This is a genomic window from Streptomyces zaehneri (genome assembly GCF_032248645.1).
GTDB lineage: Bacteria > Actinomycetota > Actinomycetes > Streptomycetales > Streptomycetaceae > Streptomyces > Streptomyces coriariae.
On record NZ_JASTTJ010000007.1, the window covers coordinates 282,022 to 302,045 of the forward strand.

At 71.5% G+C, this 20,024-nt stretch carries 15 protein-coding genes; 10 read left to right on the top strand and 5 right to left on the bottom strand.

Annotation, left to right across the window (positions count from 1 at the left end; all coding sequences use genetic code 11):
• Positions 1–133: 133 nt before the first annotated feature.
• The 5 genes from QQM72_RS14770 (at position 134) to QQM72_RS14790 (ending at position 5,855) form a co-directional block, all read left to right on the top strand.
• Positions 134–886, top strand: coding sequence for a GntR family transcriptional regulator (locus QQM72_RS14770; RefSeq protein WP_314221320.1), 753 nt, complete (start codon positions 134–136; stop codon positions 884–886).
• Between the two features lie 469 nt (positions 887–1,355).
• Positions 1,356–1,577 carry an SPOR domain-containing protein gene (locus tag QQM72_RS14775; protein ID WP_267018579.1) on the top strand — a complete coding sequence of 74 codons (222 nt, stop codon included), beginning with the start codon at positions 1,356–1,358 and terminating at the stop codon, positions 1,575–1,577.
• Between the two features lie 30 nt (positions 1,578–1,607).
• Entirely contained in the window at positions 1,608–2,018 is a 411-nt protein-coding gene (locus QQM72_RS14780; RefSeq protein WP_314221321.1) for a (deoxy)nucleoside triphosphate pyrophosphohydrolase, read from the top strand.
• Between the two features lie 489 nt (positions 2,019–2,507).
• Positions 2,508–2,936 carry an ATP-binding protein gene (locus QQM72_RS14785; RefSeq protein WP_314221322.1) on the top strand — a complete coding sequence of 143 codons (429 nt, stop codon included), beginning with the start codon at positions 2,508–2,510 and terminating at the stop codon, positions 2,934–2,936.
• A gap of 270 nt (positions 2,937–3,206) precedes the next feature.
• On the top strand, positions 3,207–5,855 hold the full coding sequence (locus QQM72_RS14790; protein WP_314221323.1) for a SpoIIE family protein phosphatase: 2,649 nt from the start codon (positions 3,207–3,209) through the stop codon (positions 5,853–5,855).
• 150 nt (positions 5,856–6,005) lie between these two features.
• Here QQM72_RS14790 and QQM72_RS14795 read toward each other — a convergent pair whose 3' ends face one another.
• A complete protein-coding gene (locus tag QQM72_RS14795) occupies positions 6,006–7,700 on the bottom strand; it encodes a hypothetical protein (protein WP_314221324.1) in 1,695 nt (564 codons plus the stop codon).
• Positions 7,701–8,025: 325 nt separating this feature from the next.
• Between QQM72_RS14795 and QQM72_RS14800 the strand changes: the two genes are divergently transcribed.
• Together QQM72_RS14800 and QQM72_RS14805 are read left to right on the top strand one after the other, a co-directional pair.
• Positions 8,026–9,141, top strand: a complete 1,116-nt coding sequence (locus QQM72_RS14800; protein ID WP_314221403.1) for a glycoside hydrolase family 18 protein — start codon at positions 8,026–8,028, stop codon at positions 9,139–9,141.
• Positions 9,142–9,214: 73 nt separating this feature from the next.
• Complete coding sequence (locus tag QQM72_RS14805; RefSeq protein WP_314221325.1) at positions 9,215–9,550, top strand: hypothetical protein; 336 nt, start codon at positions 9,215–9,217, stop codon at positions 9,548–9,550.
• Here the strand turns inward: QQM72_RS14805 and QQM72_RS14810 are convergent.
• Together QQM72_RS14810 and QQM72_RS14815 are read right to left on the bottom strand one after the other, a co-directional pair.
• Positions 9,531–10,301: a succinate dehydrogenase/fumarate reductase iron-sulfur subunit gene (locus QQM72_RS14810; RefSeq protein WP_314221326.1), complete on the bottom strand. Its 771-nt coding sequence runs from the start codon at positions 10,299–10,301 to the stop codon at positions 9,531–9,533. The two genes, QQM72_RS14805 and QQM72_RS14810, sit on opposite strands and share 20 nt — an antisense overlap.
• Positions 10,298–12,235: a fumarate reductase/succinate dehydrogenase flavoprotein subunit gene (locus tag QQM72_RS14815; RefSeq protein ID WP_314221327.1), complete on the bottom strand. Its 1,938-nt coding sequence runs from the start codon at positions 12,233–12,235 to the stop codon at positions 10,298–10,300. Before QQM72_RS14815 ends, QQM72_RS14810 begins: the two co-directional genes overlap by 4 nt.
• 169 nt (positions 12,236–12,404) lie before the next feature.
• Between QQM72_RS14815 and QQM72_RS14820 the strand changes: the two genes are divergently transcribed.
• Positions 12,405–13,601: an RNA-guided endonuclease InsQ/TnpB family protein gene (locus tag QQM72_RS14820; RefSeq protein WP_314221328.1), complete on the top strand. Its 1,197-nt coding sequence runs from the start codon at positions 12,405–12,407 to the stop codon at positions 13,599–13,601.
• A gap of 34 nt (positions 13,602–13,635) precedes the next feature.
• Here the strand turns inward: QQM72_RS14820 and QQM72_RS14825 are convergent, their stop codons facing one another.
• Both QQM72_RS14825 and QQM72_RS14830 read right to left on the bottom strand, forming a co-directional pair.
• A complete protein-coding gene (locus QQM72_RS14825) occupies positions 13,636–14,469 on the bottom strand; it encodes a hypothetical protein (protein ID WP_314221329.1) in 834 nt (277 codons plus the stop codon).
• 35 nt (positions 14,470–14,504) lie between these two features.
• Complete coding sequence (locus tag QQM72_RS14830) at positions 14,505–14,795, bottom strand: hypothetical protein (RefSeq protein WP_314221330.1); 291 nt, start codon at positions 14,793–14,795, stop codon at positions 14,505–14,507.
• 331 nt (positions 14,796–15,126) lie between these two features.
• Between QQM72_RS14830 and QQM72_RS14835 the strand changes: the two genes are divergently transcribed.
• Together QQM72_RS14835 and typA are read left to right on the top strand one after the other, a co-directional pair.
• Positions 15,127–17,337, top strand: a complete 2,211-nt coding sequence (locus QQM72_RS14835) for an ABC transporter family substrate-binding protein (protein ID WP_314221331.1) — start codon at positions 15,127–15,129, stop codon at positions 17,335–17,337.
• A 151-nt stretch (positions 17,338–17,488) separates the two neighbouring features.
• Positions 17,489–19,396 (top strand): translational GTPase TypA, encoded by a 1,908-nt coding sequence (gene typA / locus QQM72_RS14840; protein ID WP_314221332.1) that lies wholly within the window; start codon positions 17,489–17,491, stop codon positions 19,394–19,396.
• The last annotated feature ends 628 nt before the right edge of the window (positions 19,397–20,024 follow it).

The window sequence follows — 20,024 nt, forward strand, 5'->3', positions numbered from 1 at the left end:
GGGAGAAAGTGCCTGGGTAAAGCGTTTCCCGGGATCTTGTCATCACATCGAGTGATTCTCTGGCCTTTACTTGCACGGTACAACCCACGGTTGCCAGGCTGTAGCTGTCTGTACAACCTGATGGGAGTGGCCAGTGACATTCGGTGAGCAGCCGGCGTATCTGCGTGTCGCGGGTGATCTCCGCAAGAAGATCGCCGACGGGTCGCTGCCGCCGCACACCCGGCTCCCTTCGCAGGCGAGAATCCGGGAGGAGTACGGGGTCTCCGACACCGTCGCCCTCGAGGCGCGCAAGGTGCTGATGGCCGAGGGGCTGGTCGAGGGCCGCTCCGGTTCGGGCACCTACGTGCGCGAGCGGCCCGTGCCGCGCCGGATCGCCCGCTCCGGCTACCGCCCCGTGAGCGGCGCCACGCCGTTCCGGCAGGAGCAGGCCGAAGCGCACACACGGGGGACCTGGGAGTCCAGCAGCGAGCAGGTCGAGGCGGGCGTCTGCGTCGCCGAGCGGCTCGGCATCGCGTCCGGCGACCGCGTGATGTGCACCAGGTACGTCTTCCGCGAGGCCGGCGAGGCGATGATGCTCTCCACCTCCTGGGAGCCCCTGGCCGTCACCGGCCGCACCCCCGTCATGCTGCCCGAGGAGGGCCCGCTCGGCGGGATGGGCGTCGTCGAGCGGATGCGCGCCATCGACGTGATCGTCGACAACGTCACGGAGGAGGTCGGCGCCCGGCCCGGTCTCGCCGAGGAGCTTCACTCCCTCGGCGGCGTGCCGGGGCACGTCGTCCTGGTCGTCCAGCGCACGTACTACGCCTCGGGCCGCCCGGTCGAGACGGCCGACGTGGTGATCCCGGCCGACCGTTACCGGGTCGCCTACCACCTGCCGGTGAAGTAACCGCCGGACAACCGCCGGAGTGCGCCGGGAGCGTCTCCCGGCGCGAGGCGGGGTCCGCCCCCGGCGGTGTGGGTGAAGCGGTGGGGGCGGGGTGTCGTCCGGGGCGGTAGCGCATTCCCCCTGGGCGGCGCACACCCTTCCGGCAGTTGCCCCCGGTATCCGCCCGCCGTGAGCCCGCCCGCGCGCCGTCGGAATCCGGTCGTTTCCGGTTGTTCCCGCAGGTCGTCCCGTTGGTGCCCAGCAGCCCGCCGACCGGACGCATCGCGGCGCGCGCACGGCGCGTTCGGCCTCGTGCGCCCCCTGCGTCTTGGCTGGTTGCGTACCTCTTTGTGCAAAGTCGTGTTCGGTGCGTGAAGGTAAGGCGTACGCTCGGGCATATGCGGATTGCGGTTTCCTCAGAGGGCGGGGCGCGCGGCGTGCCGCGGACGGGATCCGGGCGGGCCGGGACGAGAAGGGGGCGTGGGGCTCGATGAACGACAGCACCATCTCCCTGCCCTGGCTCGTCATACGGCAGGACGACAACGGCAATCGCTACCGCGTGGGCAGGTACGCGACCCGGGCCGAGGCCCAGAAGATCGCGGACAGCCTCGACAGTCGCGGCCACAAGCAGCTCTACTGGGTCGAGCGCATCGGCCAGAGCCAGGGCCAGGCGCAGGCCCAGGCACAGAACGGGGACGGCACCCTGAACTGACGTTCCGTGCGGTCCCGTAGGCTCCGGCACATGACGGAACGGATCGTGGTGGTGGGAGCCGCTCTGCTCGACGCCGGCCGCCTGCTCGCCGCGCGCCGCAGTGCACCCCCGGAACTCGCCGGCCGCTGGGAACTGCCCGGCGGCAAGGTCGAGCAGGGAGAGGCGCCCGAGGCCGCCCTCGTGCGCGAACTGCGCGAGGAACTCGGCGTCGAGGCCGAGACCGTCGAGCGCGTCCCCGGCGAGTGGCCGCTCAGGTCCCCCTACGTCCTCCAGGTGTGGACCGCCCGGCTGCGCCCCGGCTCCGCCGCTCCCGAGCCCCTCCAGGATCATGACGCCCTGCGCTGGCTCGCCCCCGCCGAGATCTGGGACGTCGACTGGCTGGACCAGGACGTGCCCGCGGTGCGCGAGACACTCTCGAAGCTCGGCACCGGAGCCCGCTGAACCGGAGACCCCCTGAACCGGGCCTCGCCGAACCAGCGGTGCTGAACCGAGGCCCGCGCGAGCGCCGCTGCACGGGGATCCGCGCAACCAGCGCCGCTGGACCCGCGCCGCTTGACGGGGGCCCGCGCAACCGGAGCCGCAGGGCCGGGGCCCACCGAATCGGGGCCGATGGGTCAGCGCCGTCGAACCGGTCCCGTCGAACCGGTCCCGTCGAACCGGTCCCGTCGAACCGGTCCCGTTGAACCGGGGCTCGCGCAACCAGCGCCTCTGGGCCGAGGGTCGCTGGACCCAGGGGTGCCGGACCGAGGGGTGCCGGATCGGGGAGCCGCCGGGCCGGGGGCGCGTCGGGTGGTGGTGGGGCCGATCCGGGGGCGCTTCGGCCGGGGCCGGTCGCCGCGTACGCCGTTCGTGCCACAGTGCGCCGCGCTCTGCGGTACTGCCTGCCGAATACCGGGTATGTGGCCATTAACCCCACGAAACCGGACATGGGTGTACTCGCTGGCCCGGGAAGTGATCGGCGTGATCGACACCGACGGAGCATGCGCCGAGTGGACGTTCCCCGCGGACCCCGGTGCGGTGCGCACTGCCCGCGGTGCCGTCCGCGGCCAGTTGCACGGCTGGGGCCTCGACAGCCTGAGCGACATCGCGGCGCTGCTGGTCAGCGAGCTGGTGACCAACGCCCTGCGGCACGCGACCGGCCCCATCGGCCTCCGTCTGGTCCGCCCCGCCGGACTGGCGGACGTCCTGCTGGTCGAGGTCTCCGACCCGCTGCCGGACCCGCCCCGCGAGCGGATCGCCCAGCCCGAGGACGAGAGCGGGCGCGGACTGCAGCTGGTGGCCTCCTCCTCGCGCCGCTGGGGCACCCGGCCCGGGAACACCGGCAAGACGGTCTGGTTCGAGCTCGCGGTGTCGGGTTGACGGGGCGCCCCGCGGGGATGAGCCGGTGTACAGCGGGGCTCGCGGTGTCGCCCGTTCGGTTCCGGTCTCCGAACGGTCCCGGAAGAGGTGGTTCGATGGCGTGTCCGCTGGTTAGAAGACTGGAAGTGTTGTCGCGGGACGGGCCAAAAAACGCCTGGACCGTGCTGTGATCGTGAACATCGTGTCGTGCGGACCCGTAGTGCTGGATACTGCGGGCAGCCGCCGCCGGTGACCGGTGCCGGACGCGGTGAGCTGGAGGGGACGGTTCGCGTGAGCGAGATACCAGCGAAGGCCACGGAGTCCGAGGACCCGTCGGGCGGCGCGAGGGCGAAGGCCGCGGGTGCGCTCGCCGCCGATGCCGCGCACGGCTTCGCCGACGGCCCGGGCGAGGCGGCGACGCCAGGTGACGCCATGTGGCAGAGCAGTCCGCCCGGTTCGATCTACGACTACATCAAGGTCGCCTCGTTCTCGATCGGCCCCGACGGCCTCGTCGACCAGTGGAGCCTGCGCGCCGAGCAGATCTTCGGCATCCCCGCCGACCGGGCCGTCGGCATGGACCCCATCGACGCGTTCGTCGACCCCGACCTGCGCGAACGCGGCCAGCGCAAGATGGCCGAGATCCTCGACGGGCGGGAGTGGACCGGCGTGGTGCCGTTCCGGATGCCGGACCCGGTGCCCGGCGGCGGCCGAGGTGAGAAGGGCCTCGCCGAGGTCTACGTCATGCCGACGCGCAGCCTGGACGGCGAGAAGGCCGCCGTCTGCATCGTCGTCGACGTCCGCACGCTCCGCAGCATCGAGACCGACCTCGCCGCCTCGCAGGCCATTTTCGGTCAATCCCCGTTCGGCTTCCTGCTGATCGACCCCGACCTGCGGGTCCGCCGCGCCAACCACCGGTTCGCCTCGATCTTCGGCGGCACCCCGGACGACCACCGCGGCAAGGGCGTCCACGACTACCTGCCCCGGCCCGAGGCCGACCGGGTCAGCGCGACCCTGCGCAGGGTCCTGGAGACCGGCGACTCCATCACCGACATGCACGTCACCGGCTTCGTGCCGGGCTCCGACGAGCGCCGGCACTGGTCGATCAACCTCTACCGCGTGCACGGCGGCACCGGCCGGCCCATCGGCGTCGCCTGGCTCGGCACCGACATCACCGCCCGTCGTGCCGCCGCCCGCGAGGCCGCCGCCGCACGGCGCAATCTCGCCCTGCTGAACGAGGCGGGCGCCCGCATAGGGAACTCCCTCGACCTGGAGACGACCGCGCGCGAACTCCTCGACGTCGTCGTGCCCGGCTTCTGCGACCTCGCCACCGTGGACCTCTACCAGGGCCTCCTGGCCGGCGACGAGACCCCGCCCGGTCTCGCCGACGGCAGCGCCGAACTGCGCCGGGTCGCCTTCTCCTCCGCCGTCTCCGACGCTCCCTTCCCCGGCGCCGGCGCGCCCGTCGCGGTCGGCGCGGTCCATCACTTCCCGTTCAACTCGCCCTGCGCGGACGCCCTGCGCACGGCCCGCCCGCAGGCCATCCCCGGTGAGGAGGGCGGCCTCGTGCAGTCCACCCTCGCCGTCCCGATGGTCGCCCACGACACCGTCGTCGGCCTCGCCCAGTTCTCCCGGACGAAGGGCAGCGAGCCGTTCGGCGACCGGGACCGCGATCTGGCGGTGGAGCTGGCGGCGCGGGCGGCCGTCTGTATCGACAACGCGCGCCTGTACCGGCGGGAGCACGAACGGGCGCTGATACTGCAACGGTCGCTGCTGCCGCCCGGGGACCCGGTGGCCTCGGGCCTGGACATCGCCTGCCGCTATCTGCCGGGCAACGCCTCCACCGGCCGTCCGAGCGAGGTGGGCGGCGACTGGTTCGACGTCATCGAACTGCCCGGCCACCGCACGGCGCTGGTGGTGGGCGACGTCATGGGCCGCGGTCTGCGGGCGGCGGTCGCGATGGGCGAACTGCGCACGGCCGTCAGGACGCTGGCGTTGCTGGACCTGGAACCGGCCGAGGTCCTCTCCGCGCTGGACGAGATCGCGCGCGGTCTCGGCACTCCCGGAGGCGTCCAGCAGGCCACCCGGGCCGCCCGCCGTCCCCGCGAGGCCGACCTGTCCGAGGTGTACCTCGCGACCTGCGTGTACGCGGTCTACGACTCGGTGACCCGGCGCTGCACGTTCGCCAACGCCGGCCATCTGCCGCCGGTGCTCGTCGAACCCGGTGAGCCGGCCCTGATGCTCGACGTGCCGCCCGGCCTCCCGCTCGGCGTCGGCGGCGAGCCCTTCGAGGAGGTGGAGGTCGATCTCCCCGAAGGCGCCCTGCTGGCGCTCTACACGGACGGGCTGGTCGAGTCGCGCGACCATCCGCTGGACGAGGGCCTCAACGCGTTCGTCGGAGCCCTCACCGACCCCTCCAGCCCGCTGGAGGACGTCTGCGACCACGTCCTCAACACCCTCGACTCGCACCACGGCGAGGACGACATCGCGCTGCTGATGGCACGCGTGCAGGGCCTGCCCGTCGACTCGGTCGGGGACTGGACCCTGCCGCGCGAGCCGCGCAGTGTGGGCCGGGCCCGGGAGCACGCCCGCGGCCAGCTGCTGGCCTGGGACCTCGAACCGCTCGTCGACACGACGGAACTGCTGGTCAGTGAGCTGGTCACCAACGCCCTGCGGTACGGCGAGGGCGAGATCCGGCTCCGGCTGCTCCTCGACCGCACGCTGGTGTGCGAGGTCTGGGACGCGGGCCTCGTCCAGCCGCGCCGCCGCCGCGCCCGGGACACCGACGAGGGCGGCCGGGGTCTCCAGCTCGTGGGCCTGCTGTCGGCGGCCTGGGGCTCGCGCCGCACTCCCCGCGGCAAGACGGTGTGGTTCGAACTTCCGCTGCCGGACGGCGAGACGGGCCTGGCGGACCCTGCGGAGGCGTTGCTGAGCCTGTTCTGATGCCGGACGGCGAGACGGGTCAGGCGGACCCTGCGGAGGCGTTGCTGAGCCTGTTCCGAACCCGTTCCGAACCGGTCCTGGGCCGGTCTCACAGCTGTTCCGCGGCTGTTCCGGAGCTGTCGCGGACCTTCCCGCGGCCCGTCGCGCCGGTCACTCGTGCTCGCTCGGGGCCGCGCCGCGCCTGGACGGGCCCTGCCGGGCCGGGCCGGCGAGGCCCGCGGGCGTCCCGTCCTCGGGATCCTCGGCGAGGACGATGCCGCCGAGCACGGCCCCGCCGGTGCCGGCCGTCTCCTCGGCGCCGACGGCACCCACGTACGGGTTCCCGTGCGCGCGCACGTCGCGCTCGGCCAGCTCCCGGGCCTCCAGGGCGAGGAGGTCGGCGGGCGGACGGTCCGCCGGGTCGCCCGTGGCGAGGAGCCGCTCCGCCTCGGCCAGCCGGGTGCGCGCGGTGGCACCGACCGCGCCCCGGTGCGTCGCGACGAAGTCGGCCGCGGCGGCGGTGGCGGTGCGGGCGATGATCAGCGCGGCGGCCGGCAGCACCCCGGCCCGCCCCGAGGCGACCGTCGCGGTCGCCCGCACGATCCGACGCAGCACCCCGACCGGGTCCGTGGGCTGACCGCCGGTCAGCTCCTGCCGCACGGAGTCGAGCACGGCGTCGACGTGCAGCAGCCGGACCTCGAACCCGCCCGGGGTCGTCCCGGCGGCACCGGGCGACGCGCTCGCGTCGGGGCGGGGCTCGGCCGGGCGCGGGGTCGCCGGTCCGGGGGCCGGCCGCGGTCGCGCCGACGGGTCCGCCCGACGTCTGGCCCAGGCGAGCTCCGCCTCCGCGCCCGTGAGGGCGGCCGGCACGGTCTGCTCGGCCGACCGCAGCTCCGCGGCCAGCCGGTCGACCCCGTCGACGAAGACGGCCGCCTGGGCGACGGCGCCCTCGGCGGCGCGCAGTTGCCGGGCCGCCCGCTCCGGTCGCCCCGAATCGGCGGACTGGCGGGCCTGGTTCAGCCGGACGGTGGCGAACAGGAGGCGGTCCTTGGCCTGTTCGACACTCCCGGTGACGGAGGCGGTGGCCGTGGGCGCGTACCGGTCCCGGAGTCCGGCGAGCACCGCTTGCGAGGCCCCCGCCCGCCCCGCCAGCTCCCGGAACCGGCCCTCGGCGACCCCCAAGGCCTCACCCAGCCCCTGTTCCAGTCCCCGTAGCCGCCCGAACTCCACGGCCACGGAGTCCAGCCGCCGTCCGGCCTCCGCGCACCGTCCGACGATCCCGGCGAGCGCGTGCTCCCGGGCAGCCTCCTCCGCCGGCACGCCCTCGTCGTAGCGCTGCCGCATCCGGAACGCGGCGGCGAGTTCGCTCTCCGCCTCGCGGACGGCCCGGCGGAAGGTCTCCAGGTCCTCCGCCGGGCACAGTGCCCCGGCGAAGCCGAGCTCGGTGCGTGCCGCCCGGACCCGGTTGTCGGCCTCGACCAGCGCCGCGCCGGCCTGCTCGTCGAGGGCGGCGAGGGGTGGTGACGACCTCGGCGGCGGTGGGCTGCCCGCCGCGCCGGGAGTCGTCCGGACGCGGGTACGGCGAACGCGTCGTAGGTACCCGTATCCGGCGATCGCCCCGGCCGTGCCGACCGCCACGAGCGGCAGCACCAGATCGATGGTGGACCTCTCGTCGTCCGCGGCCACGGCGGCGCTCGCGCCGGGCGCCGGGTTCTTGATCGCAACCGGAGCGTCGCCACCGGACGTCATCACTGGCAACACCAGCCACACGACCCCGACCACACCGCCCAGCACGGCATGCGCCACCCGCACGGATATGTGCGACTTGGCACGCCGCGGCCGGCCCCGGTGCAAGGAAGAGGTCACATTTGGGAGCGTATGGCCGCGATTACGGCCACGCGACCGGGATGCACCCGACACGGGTGCGGTGGGGCGGAACGACACGCGAGGGGGAACCGCGATGGAACGGCCACCGGGTCGGACGAAGACGAAGACGGACGTGAGCGGGGCGTCGGAGGCAGAGCCGCGGTCGGGGACGGGCGTGAGCGGTGTGCCGGAGGTAGACCCGCGGTCGGGGGCGGGCGTGAGCGGGGCGTCGGAGGTAGAGCCGCGGTCGGGGGCGGGCGTGAGCGGGGCGTCGGAGGTAGAGCCGCGGTCGGGGACGGGCGAGGCGGCGGGCGGGTCCGGTGCGGTGGACGACGAGAGTGCCGCGGGCGGCTCCGGAGGCACGGGTGGCGCCGGCGGCGCCGGGGGGAACAGGACCGACGACGGTCCCGGCGCGGAGACGGCCCCTCCGCGACGGCGTCGCGGACGGCTGGTGCGGCGCACCGTCCTCGCTCTGGTCCTGCTGCTGCTCGTCCCGGTCCTCGCCGCCCAGACGGCCCTCCGCCTGAACTACCTCGGCGACCCGGCCGACGGCACGTACACCCGTGGCAAGGACGCCATCTGGCTGGGCCACGCCTGGGTCGACGGCCGCAAGACCGACGCCGACGTCAGGGCCCTGGCCGACCGGCTTCGGAAGACCGGCATCCGCGACCTGTACGTCCACGCCGGCCCCCTGGAGCACGACGGCACGCTTCCCGCGTCGGCGTACGCGGGCGCGCCCCGGTTCATAGCCGCCGTCCACCGGGAAGCACCGAAGCTCCGCGTCCAGGCCTGGCTCGGCGACGTCCTCGCCAGCGAGAGCCCGAACGGCATGCGGCTGGAGCGGGCCGAGACCCGCGCCGCGGTCGTGCGGTCCACCCGCGAGATCCTCGCCGCAGGCTTCCAGGGCGCCCACTTCGACCTCGAACCGCTGCACTCGGGCGACGGCGACTACCTCGGCCTCCTGGACGACCTGCGCGCCGTCACCAAGGCCCGGAACGCCCAACTCTCCGTCGCCGCGCACCAGATCGACCCGGTCCCGGGCTTCCACTCCTTCTGGGGCACGACCACCGGCCACCCCAAGTGGTGGTCGCAGAAGTTCTTCGGCGAGGTCGCCCGCCGCGTCGACCAGATCGCCGTGATGTCGTACGACACCATGCAGCCGCTGCAGAGCACGTACGGCGGTTACGTCGCCCAGCAGACCTCGCTCGCCCTGGAGGTCACCCCGGCCTCCACCGACCTCCTGATGGGCCTGCCCTTCTACCACGAGAACCGGTTCGGCCACTGGAATCACGCCGAGACCGTCGCCGCCGCCGTCCGGGGCGTCCGGCTGGGGCTGTCCCGCACCGACGCCGACCGCGAGAACTTCGGCGTCGCGGCATACGTGGACTTCGCGGCCACCGAACAGGACTGGGCGTCGTACGAGAAGGGCTGGGTCCGGTAGGCCGGCAGTCCGGTAGGCCGGCGGATCCGGCGCACCCCTCCCTTCGGCGCGGCCCGGGTGGGATCATGAGCGCATGCTGCACTGGAGTCTGGTGGTCACGGCCGTCGTCTGTGTGACGGTCATGGCGGTGGTCGGCGTCGCGGCCGTCACGCGCGAGTGGGTGCCGCCGTTCGGCCGCAAGCGGGTGCTGCGGCCGCGACTGTGGGGTGTCGGCGCCCTGATGAGCGCCCTGGGTCTGGGCCTCTTCATGTTCCTGGGCCCGATGGGCTCGCACGACCTGGCGGTCAACCTGTACGTCCCGCCCGTCGGAATGGCCGTCAACCTCGCCGGGCTCGCCGTCCAGGCGCTCGCCCAGCGTCCCGGACGCGCGCCCCGGCTGCCCCCGACGTCTACGACGAGCGCCTCCTGATCTTCGAACCCAGCCACACCAGCGGGTCGTACTTGCGGTCGACCGCGCGTTCCTTCAGTGGGATCAGCGCGTTGTCCGTGATCCTGATGCCCTCGGGGCAGACCTCCGTGCAGCACTTGGTGATGTTGCAGTAGCCGAGGCCGTGTTCGTCCTGGGCCGTGCGGCTGCGGTCCAGGCCGCTCTCCTCGGCCGCGTCCAGCGGGTGCATGTCCAGTTCGGCGACCCGCATGAGGAAGCGCGGGCCCGCGAACGCCGTCTTGTTCTCCTCGTGGTCGCGGACGACATGGCAGGTGTCCTGGCACAGGAAGCACTCGATGCACTTGCGGAACTCCTGCGAACGGTCCACGTCCTCCTGGAACATCCGGTACTCGCCCGCGCCGACCCCCTCGGGCGGCACGAACGCCGGAATCTCCCTCGCCTTGTGGTAGTTGAAGCCGACGTCGGTGACGAGATCGCGGATCACCGGGAAGGCGCGCAGCGGCGTGACGGTGATGGTCTCCTCGCGGTCGAACACCGACATGCGGGTCATGCACAGCAGCCGGGGCCGCCCGTTGATCTCCGCGGAACACGAACCGCACTTGCCCGCCTTGCAGTTCCAGCGGACGGCGAGATCGGGCGCCTGGGTGGACTGGAGGCGGTGGATGATGTCCAGGACCACCTCACCGTCGTTGACCTCGACCGCGAAGTCCTTCAGGCCGCCGCCCTCGATGTCGCCCCGCCACACCCGGAAGCGGGCCTCGTAGCTGCTCACTCGTAAAGCTCCTCTTCGGTGAGGTACTTGACCAGCTCCTCTTTCTCGAAGAGGGCGAGCAGGTCGGGGCGGATGGGTTCGGTGGTCTCGCGGGTGAGGGCGATCCGGCCGCGTACGGGGTCCGTCGCCGCCGGGCCGTCGACGGGGTCGACGGGCGCGCACAGCAGGTTGACGTTGCGCCACGCGCGGTCCATCGTCGGGTGGTCCTCGCGGGTGTGCCCGCCGCGCGACTCGGTGCGTTCCAGCGCCGCCCGGGCCACGCACTCGCTGACCAGCAGCATGTTCCGCAGGTCGAGCGCCAGGTGCCAGCCGGGATTGAACTGCCGGTGTCCCTCGGCCCCGGCCCGCCACGCCCGTACCCGCAGCTCGGCCAGCTTCTCCAGGGCGTGTGCCATCTCGCCCTCGCGGCGGATGATGCCGACCAGGTCGTTCATGGTCTGCTGGAGTTCCTGGTGGAGGGTGTACGGGTTCTCCGGCGCGTGGTCTTTCCGGTCCCCGGGGCCCTCCGCGGAGAACGGCCGCAGCGCCTCCGCGGCCGCCGCGTCGACCTGCTCGTCGTCCACCGCAGGGCGCCGCGCACCGGCCCCGGCGGTGTACTGCGCCGCGTGCAGTCCCGCCCGGCGGCCGAACACCAGCAGGTCGGAGAGGGAGTTGCCGCCGAGCCGGTTGGAGCCGTGCATCCCGCCGGCCACCTCGCCGGCCGCGAACAGTCCGGGCACGCCGCGGGCGGCCGCGGTGTCGGAGTCGACGGCGATGCCGCCCATCACGTAGTGACAGGTCGGCCCGACCTCCATGGCCTCCGCCGTGATGTCGACGTCGGCCAGTTCCTTGAACTGGTGGTACATGGAGGGCAGCCGGCGCCTGATGACCTCGGCGGGCATGCGCGTCGACACGTCCAGGAAGACCCCGCCGTGCGGGGAGCCGCGGCCCGCCTTGACCTCCGAGTTGATCGCGCGGGCCACCTCGTCACGCGGGAGCAGTTCCGGTGGGCGCCGGTTGTGTTCCGGGTCCTCGTACCAGCGGTCGCCCTCCTCCTCCGACTCGGCGTACTTCTCCTTGAAGACGTCCGGGACGTAGTCGAACATGAACCGCTCGCCCTCGGAGTTCCTGAGCACCCCGCCGTCGCCGCGCACCGACTCGGTGACGAGGATGCCCTTCACCGACGGTGGCCAGACCATGCCCGTGGGGTGGAACTGCACGAACTCCATGTTGAGCAGCGGCGCACCGGCGAGCAGGGCCAGCGCGTGGCCGTCGCCCGTGTACTCCCACGAGTTCGACGTCACCTTGAAGGACTTGCCGATGCCGCCGGTCGCGATCACCACGGCGGGTGCCTGGAGGACGAAGAACCGGCCGGTCTCGCGTTCGTAGGCGAAGACCCCGCTCACCCGGGAACCGTCCTTGAGGACCCGGGTGACCGTGCACTCCTGGAAGACCTTCAGCCGGGACTCGTAGTCGCCGGTCTCGCGGTGGTCCTCCTGCTGGAGCGAGACGATCTTCTGCTGGAGCGTGCGGATCAGTTCCAGACCCGTGCGGTCGCCGACGTGCGCGAGGCGCGGGTACTCGTGGCCGCCGAAGTTGCGCTGGGAGATCCGGCCGTCCTCGGTGCGGTCGAAGAGGGCGCCCCAGGTCTCCAGCTCCCACACCCGGTCCGGGGCCTCCCGGGCGTGCAGCTCGGCCATCCGCCACTGGTTGAGGAACTTGCCGCCGCGCAGGGTGTCGCGGAAGTGGACCCGCCAGTTGTCGTGCTCGTTGGCGTTGGCCATCGCCGCCGCGATGCCGCCCTCGGCCATCACCGTGTGCGCCTTGCCGAACAGCGACTTGCAGATGACGGCGGTGCGGGCGCCGCGTTCGCGTGCCTCGATGGCGGCACGCAGTCCGGCGCCTCCCGCGCCGACCACGACGACGTCCCACTCCTGGCGGTCGACCACGGACATCAGCAGGCCCCACTCATCGGATACCTCCGAGGAAACCCCGGCCTTCAGGCCGGGGAGGAATCGGACTCCTGCGGAGCAGAGCAGGGAGCTGGGATTCGCCGCCAGGGCGGATCGCAGTGCTCTGACCCGCAGATTTGGAACTTACCAGCAATGGCACTACTTTGTGAGAATGACCACAAACCGTGTGAAGCGGGCGTTCAAGTACCGCTTCTATCCGACGGATGCGCAGGCGGCTGAGCTGTCGCGCACCTTCGGATGCGTGCGGAAGGTCTACAACCTGGCGCTGAGCGCCCGCACGGAAGCGTGGGTGCGGCAGGAGCGGGTCAACTACAACCAGACGTCCGCGATGCTCACGGCGTGGAAGAAGACGGAGGAGCTGGCCTACCTGGGTGAGGTGTCGTCGGTTCCGCTCCAGCAGGCGCTGCGACACCTTCAGGTGGCGTTCACGAACTTCTTCGGCAAGCGGGCGCAATACCCGCGCTTCAAGTCGCGGAAGAAGTCCCGCAGGAGCGCGGAGTACACCACCAGCGGTTTCCGCTTCCGTGAAGGCCGGCTGACTCTCGCGAAGATGGCCGATCCGCTGGACATCGTGTGGTCGAGGCCGCTGCCCGAGGGGGCGCAGCCGTCCACGGTGACGGTGTCCCAGGACGGGGCGGGGCGCTGGTTCGTGTCGCTGCTCTGCGACGACACGATCACCCCGGTCCCGGCCACCACGGTGGCCGTCGGCATCGATGCGGGGACCACGTCCCTGCTGACGCTCTCCACTGGGGAGAAGATCACCAACCCCGAACATGAGCGCAAGGACCGCACCCGGCTGGCCAGGGCCCAGCGGGAACTGTCCCGCAAAGCCAGGGGCGACGGGACCAACCGGGCCAAGGCCCGCAGGAAGGTCGCTCGCATCCATGCCCGGATCGCCGACCGGCGCCGGGACTTCCTGCACAAGCTGACCACTCGGCTCGTCCGTGAGAACCAAACGGTCGTGATCGAGGACCTCACCGTCCGCAACATGGTCAAAAACCACCGGCTCGCCCGTGCGATCTCCGACGCCTCGTGGAGAGAGCTGCGGACGATGCTGGAGTACAAGAGCGCCTGGTACGGGCGGGAACTCGTGGTCGTCGACCGCTTCTTCCCCAGCTCGAAACTGTGCGGTGCCTGCGGAGCGATCCGGGCGAGGCTGCCGCTGAACGTCCGTACCTGGACATGCGAGTGCGGTGCGGTCCATGACCGGGACGTGAACGCGGCGAACAATCTTCTGGCCGCCGGGCTGGCGGTGTCTGTCTGGGGAGCTGGTGTAAGACCTCAACGGGAGTCCTCCCGGACGGGGCAGTCGGCGATGAAGCAGAAACCCCCACGGCGCGAGCCGTAGGAATCCCCCTCGTTCACGAGGAGGAGGAAGCCAACTAGAAAAACCTCGGATCGTCGAAGGCGCCGGACGCGACGAGATACACGTAGAGGTCGGCGAGCGACACGCTCAGCAGCGACACCCATGCCAGCAGCATGTGATGGGCGTTCAGCTTCCCCACGAACCGCCAGGCCCGGTAGCGCACGGGGTGTCGGGAGAAGTGCTTCAGCTGGCCGCCGACGATGTGCCGGCAGGAGTGGCAGGAGATCGTGTACGCCCAGATCAGCACGATGTTGACCAGGAAGACCAGGGTCCCGAGGCCCATGTGACCCCAGGCGTAGTGCTCGTCGCGGAAGGCGAGCGCGGTGTCGTAGGTCAGGATCCCGGCGACGACGATCGCGGCGTAGAAGAAGTACCGGTGGACGTTCTGGAGGATCAGCGGGAAGCGGGTCTCGCCGGTGTACTTCCTGTGGGGCTCGGCCACCGCGCAGGCGGGCGGGGACGCCCAGAAGCCGCGGTAGTACGCCTTGCGGTAGTAGTAGCAGGTCAGGCGGAAGCCCAGCGGGAAGATCAGGATGAGGATCGCGGGGGAGAGGCTCCACCAGCTGCCGAACAGGTCCCAGTTGGGGCCGGACCGCATGGTCTGGCAGTTCTCCGCCAGACACGGGGAGAACAGCGGCGAGACGTACGGCGCCGCGTAGTAGTCCGCGTTCGCGAAGGCCCGCCAGGTCGAGTAGACGACGAACGCCAGCAGGCCGGCGGCGGTGGCGGCGGGGGCCAGCCACCAGCGGTCGGTCCGCAGATGGGGAGCGGCGATCGCGGCGCGTCCGGCGCCGCGTACGCCGCTCGGGGGACGATGTTCCGTGGGTGATGGTTCCGTGCCAGTGGCCAACTCAGGACTCCGGTCGGGTCAGGGGGCGTGCCGGGTCAGGGGGCGTGCCGGCCCCGGGCGCCGAGTCCCTCGTCGTCCGTGTCGATCCACAGGGAGTCGTCGTACGGGGTGTCGGGGATGGTGACGAGCTCGGGCCTGCGCGACGAGCCGGGCTGGGAGACGGCCTCGCGCAGCAGCGCGACGCTCTCCCTCAGATGGTCTGCGTCGGTACGGACCCGGCGCATCTCGAGGCCGGTGCTGCCGAGCTGTTGCTCCAGGCGGCCGACGGACCGGGAGAGGTCGTCGAGGCAGCGCTGGGCGGTTGTCAGGTCGTCGTGCACGGACATGAGCAGTCCTCGCTTCCGTGGGGGCTGGGCCCTGGACGGCAACGTTCATGCGCCTGCGAGTGTTGCGCGTCACACCGGTGGATGTGAAGGCGTGTGCAGCGATTGGCGGGTGCGTTGCTCCGCACGAGTGGCCTTGGCAGGCCCTGCCGCCGTGTCGCCCACGGCAGGCGAACCCTTTCCTCTTCAGTGAGCTGTAGATCTGATCAACTCCAAAATACCGCCAAACGTGATCAAAACGCACCCGCGTCGACGTATGCGCGTCCATGTATGTCGTCCATGTAGGTCGGGGTGCCGGGTCACCGGCGGCAGCGGCTCACCGGAGGTACCAGAGATGTCCCACGACGGCGTCGGCCCGCGCGCGGTGATGCGCTCGGTCGCCTTCCTCACCGCGGGCGCGCTCGCGGTGCCCCTGCTGTCCGGCTGCGGGTCCGCGGACGAGGCGGGCAAGCCCCTGGCCCGCCAGGACATCGCCCCGGCCGGCCGTGCCCAGGTCGCCGAGGGCGGCACACTGCGGTGGGCCGTGGACACGGTTCCGGAGACCTTCAACACCTTCCAGTCGGACGCCGACGCCACGACCACGCGGGTCGCCCAGGCCGTCCTGCCCTCGATGTACCGGCTCGACGCGACCGGGCGCCCGCAGCGTGACTCCGACTACCTGGAGTCCGCGAAGGTCGTCGACACCGAGCCCAGGCAGGTCGTCCTGTACAAGCTGAACCAGCAGGCCGTCTGGAGCGACGGCCGGGAGATCGGCGCCGCCGACTTCGCCGCCCAGTGGCGGGCCCTGTCGGGCAAGGACAGCGCCTACTGGACCGCCCGCAACGCCGGCTACGAGCGCATCGAGAAGATCGAGCGCGGGGCCAACGACCTGGAGGTCCGGGTCACCTTCAAGCGGACGTACGCGGACTGGCGGTCGCTGTTCTCCCCGCTGTACCCCAAGGACGTCATGGGCACGCCGGACGCGTTCAACGACGGGGCGCGCCGCAAGCTGAAGGTGACCGCGGGGCCGTTCGTGGTGAAGAAGGTCGACCGCAAGAACGACCGGGTCCGGCTCACCCGCAACACCCGCTGGTGGGGCCGGCCGGCCAAGCTCTCCGAGATCGTGCTGACGGCCGTCCCGAGGGACGAGCGGGCGTCCGCGCTGGCCGCCGGGGAGATCGACCTGGCCGAGATCGACCCGGCCGCCGCGCAGCGCGTCGACGGCGCCGCGAACGGCACGGCCGGACCGCTGGCCGGTCCCGGCTCCGGGCGCACGGCCGCGAAGGCGCTGCGGTCCTGGGCGCTCGCCCACGGTTCGGACGAGGACACGGCGGAGGACGAGGTCGAGGCCCGCACCGAGCTGCGCAAGGCGATCGCGAAGTGGGAGGTGCAGCAGAAGGCGCTGCGCGACTTCGAGGTGCGCAGATCGCTGGAGCCGGCGTACACGCAGCTGGCGCTGAACGGCGCGGACGGGCTGCTGGCGGACGAGCGGGTGCGGCGGGCGGTCGCCCGGGCACTGGACCGCAGGGAACTGGCCAAGGTGGTGCTGAAGCCGCTCGGTCTGCCCGCGGAGCCGGTCGGCAGCCATCTGGCCCTGGCCGGGCAGGACGCGTACGCGGACAACAGCGGTGCGCTGGGCGGCCAGGACACCGCCGAGGCGCGGGCGCTGCTCGCGGACGCCGGGTGGGTGCCCGGAGGTCCGGTCAAGAAGGAGGAGAAGAGCGAGGAGGCGGCCGGCTCGGAGGGCAAGAAGGCGGGCGGGTCGAAGGGGAAGGGGAAGGGGAGAGACTCCGACGACGACTCCGCGGACGGCGACGGCACGTACGTCGTCGGCGGGGACGACAAGGGGCGCAACGCGCGCCGGAGCGACGACGACGGCCGGCAGCTCGCCCAGGACGGCAAGCAGTTCAAGCAGGTGCACGGCGGTGCCCCCGGCGCCTACGCCCCGAAGGGGACCGCGGCGCCGGCCGCCGCCCCGGCCAAGGCGCTGGCCAAGGACGGCAAGGCGCTCAGTCTGCGGTTCGTGCTGCCGTCCGGCCCGGGGTCGGAGCCGCTGGCGGCGGTCGCCGCGCGGATCACGAGGATGCTGGCGAAGGTCGGCATCGGCACGGACGTCACCAAGGTCTCGGACGAGAGCTACTTCAAGGACCACATCGCCTCGGGTCAGTACGACCTCGCGCTGTACTCCTGGCCCGGGTCCGCCTTCCCCGCCACCGACGCCCGGCCGATCTACGCCAAGCCGGTGCCGGCCGCCGACGGCTCGCTGAACGTGGAGCAGAACTACACCAGGGTCGGCACCGATCAGGTCGATCACTTGTTCGAACAGGCGGTCTCGACCCTGGACGAGGGCGAGAAGCGGTCCCTGATCCGCAAGGCCGACTCCCGCATCTGGGCGGCTGCCGGATCGATTCCTCTCTATCAGCGCCCGCAGCTCACCGCGGTACGGAAGAGCGTGGTCAACGCGGGTGCCTTCGGCTTCCAGACCCCCGTCTACGAGGACATGGGCTTCCTGAAGAAGGGCGTGACGAAGGGGGCGAAGGCCTCCGCGAGCCCGTCCGGAAAGTGAGCGGAAGGTGAGCCGAGTGGCCCTGCGGGGGCCGTCCCCCGCCGGGCCACGTACCATGGGGTGAGGCCGTGGCGTGTCAAGCCCGGCAGGGCCCGCGTAACACAGACGTACGCAGCAGGGTCGCCCTCACACTCCGGGAGAACGCCGCTTTATGGCCACGCGCCACGACATTCGCAACGTAGCCATCGTCGCCCACGTCGACCACGGCAAGACGACCCTGGTCGATGCCATGCTCAAGCAGGCCGGTGCCTTCGCCGCGCACGCTGCCGAGTCGCTCGACGACCGCATGATGGACTCGAACGACCTGGAGCGTGAGAAGGGCATCACGATCCTCGCCAAGAACACGGCGGTGAAGTACCACCCCAAGGACGGGGGGGACGTCATCACCATCAACATCATCGACACCCCCGGTCACGCCGACTTCGGCGGCGAGGTGGAGCGCGGCCTGTCGATGGTCGACGCCGTCGTGCTGCTGGTGGACGCCTCCGAGGGCCCGCTGCCGCAGACCCGCTTCGTGCTGCGCAAGGCGCTCCAGCAGCGTCTGCCCGTCATCCTGTGCATCAACAAGACCGACCGGGCGGACTCCCGGATCGACGAGGTCGTCAACGAGACGTACGACCTCTTCCTGGACCTGGACGCCGACGAGGACCAGATCGAGTTCCCGATCGTCTACGCGTGTGCGCGTGACGGTGTCGCCTCGCTGACCAAGCCGGAGGACGGCACGGTCCCGCAGGACAGCGACAGCCTGGAGCCGTTCTTCTCCACGATCCTGTCCCACGTCCCGGCCCCCGAGTACGACGAGGAGGCTCCGCTCCAGGCGCACGTCACCAACCTGGACGCCGACAACTTCCTCGGCCGTATCGCGCTGCTGCGCGTCGAGCAGGGCGAGCTGCGCAAGGGCCAGACGGTCACCTGGATCAAGCGCGACGGCACGATGTCCAACGTGCGCATCACCGAGCTGCTGATGACCGAGGCGCTCACCCGCAAGCCGGCCGAGATGGCGGGCCCCGGTGACATCTGCGCCGTGGCCGGTATCCCGGACATCATGATCGGTGAGACCCTCGCCGATCCCGAGAACCCGATCGCGCTCCCGTTGATCACGGTCGACGAGCCGGCGATCTCCATGACCATCGGTACCAACACCTCGCCGCTGGTCGGCCGCGGTGGTACCGGCAAGGGTGCCTCGGCCAAGGCCGCGGTCAAGGACCGCAAGGTCACCGCCCGTCAGGTCAAGGACCGCCTGGACCGCGAGCTGATCGGTAACGTCTCGCTCCGCGTCCTGGACACCGAGCGTCCCGACGCCTGGGAGGTGCAGGGCCGCGGCGAGCTGGCGCTGGCCATCCTGGTCGAGCAGATGCGCCGTGAGGGCTTCGAGCTGACCATCGGCAAGCCCCAGGTGGTCACCCAGGAGATCGACGGCAAGGTCCACGAGCCGGTCGAGCGCATGACGATCGACGTCCCCGAGGAGCACATGGGCGCGGTCACGCAGCTCATGGGCGTCCGCAAGGGCCGGATGGACAACATGTCCAACCACGGTTCGGGCTGGGTCCGCCTGGAGTTCGTCGTCCCCTCCCGCGGCCTCATCGGCTTCCGGACCGAGTTCCTGACCGGCACCCGCGGCACGGGCATCGCCCACTCCATCCACGAGGGCCACGAGCCGTGGTTCGGCCCGCTGACGACCCGTAACAACGGTTCGCTGGTCGCCGACCGCGCGGGCGCCGTCACCGCCTTTGCGATGACGAACCTCCAGGAGCGCGGTGTGCTGTTCACCGACCCCGGCACCGAGGTGTACGAGGGCATGATCGTCGGCGAGAACTCTCGCGCCGACGACATGGACGTGAACATCACCAAGGAGAAGAAGCTCACCAACATGCGCTCCGCCGCGGCCGACTCGTTCGAGGCGATCGTGCCGCCGCGCAAGCTGTCGCTCGAGCAGTCGCTGGAGTTCTGCCGTGACGACGAGTGCGTCGAGGTGACCCCGGAGGCGGTTCGCATCCGCAAGGTCGTGCTCGACCAGCGTGACCGCGCCCGCACCGCGAGCCGCGCCAAGCACGGCTGATCCGCGGGTAGTTCACCGCCGCAGCACACTCGGAAGCCCGGGTGTCCCCATCGTGGGGGCACCCGGGCTTTCTGCAACCCGTTTTTCGGGGCCCTCGCGGTGACCGCTGTCCGAAATGCGGTGATCCTCGCCCGATACCCATGTAACAAGTCCGTTTCGCGCCCTTCTCGCGCCAGAGACTTTGTCCGGATTTTGGAAGATCTAGGCGTCAGCTGTGACTGAATTGAGATTTAAAGACGGTGGTCGGCACATGGCGCATGCCAGATAGTTAGCCGCGTAACGCTCGGGTCAATGGGTCTCGCGCTGTGGGGACAGCGCCGACTCGCGAGCACCAGGGGGTGTCTGACCCTCCGTCAGGGGTGTCGGAGGTCGGACGAACGCCCCCTCCTGTCGGTGAACACGTGGAGTCACAAGGAGGATCCCCATGCCAGTCAACCGGCCCATGCGGTCCATCACCGGTCTGTCCGCCTTCGCCCGCGGCGACTGTCACTGACCTGATCTCCGGCCGCCCACCGCGGCCGTTCGGCTACGCGCGTCCGACTGCGGCTTCTTGCGAGCCGTCCGTACGGCGCGCTCCGGCGTCCCTTCATGCACCGATCGGCGATGACGCGGCAGCAGCCCACGTCCG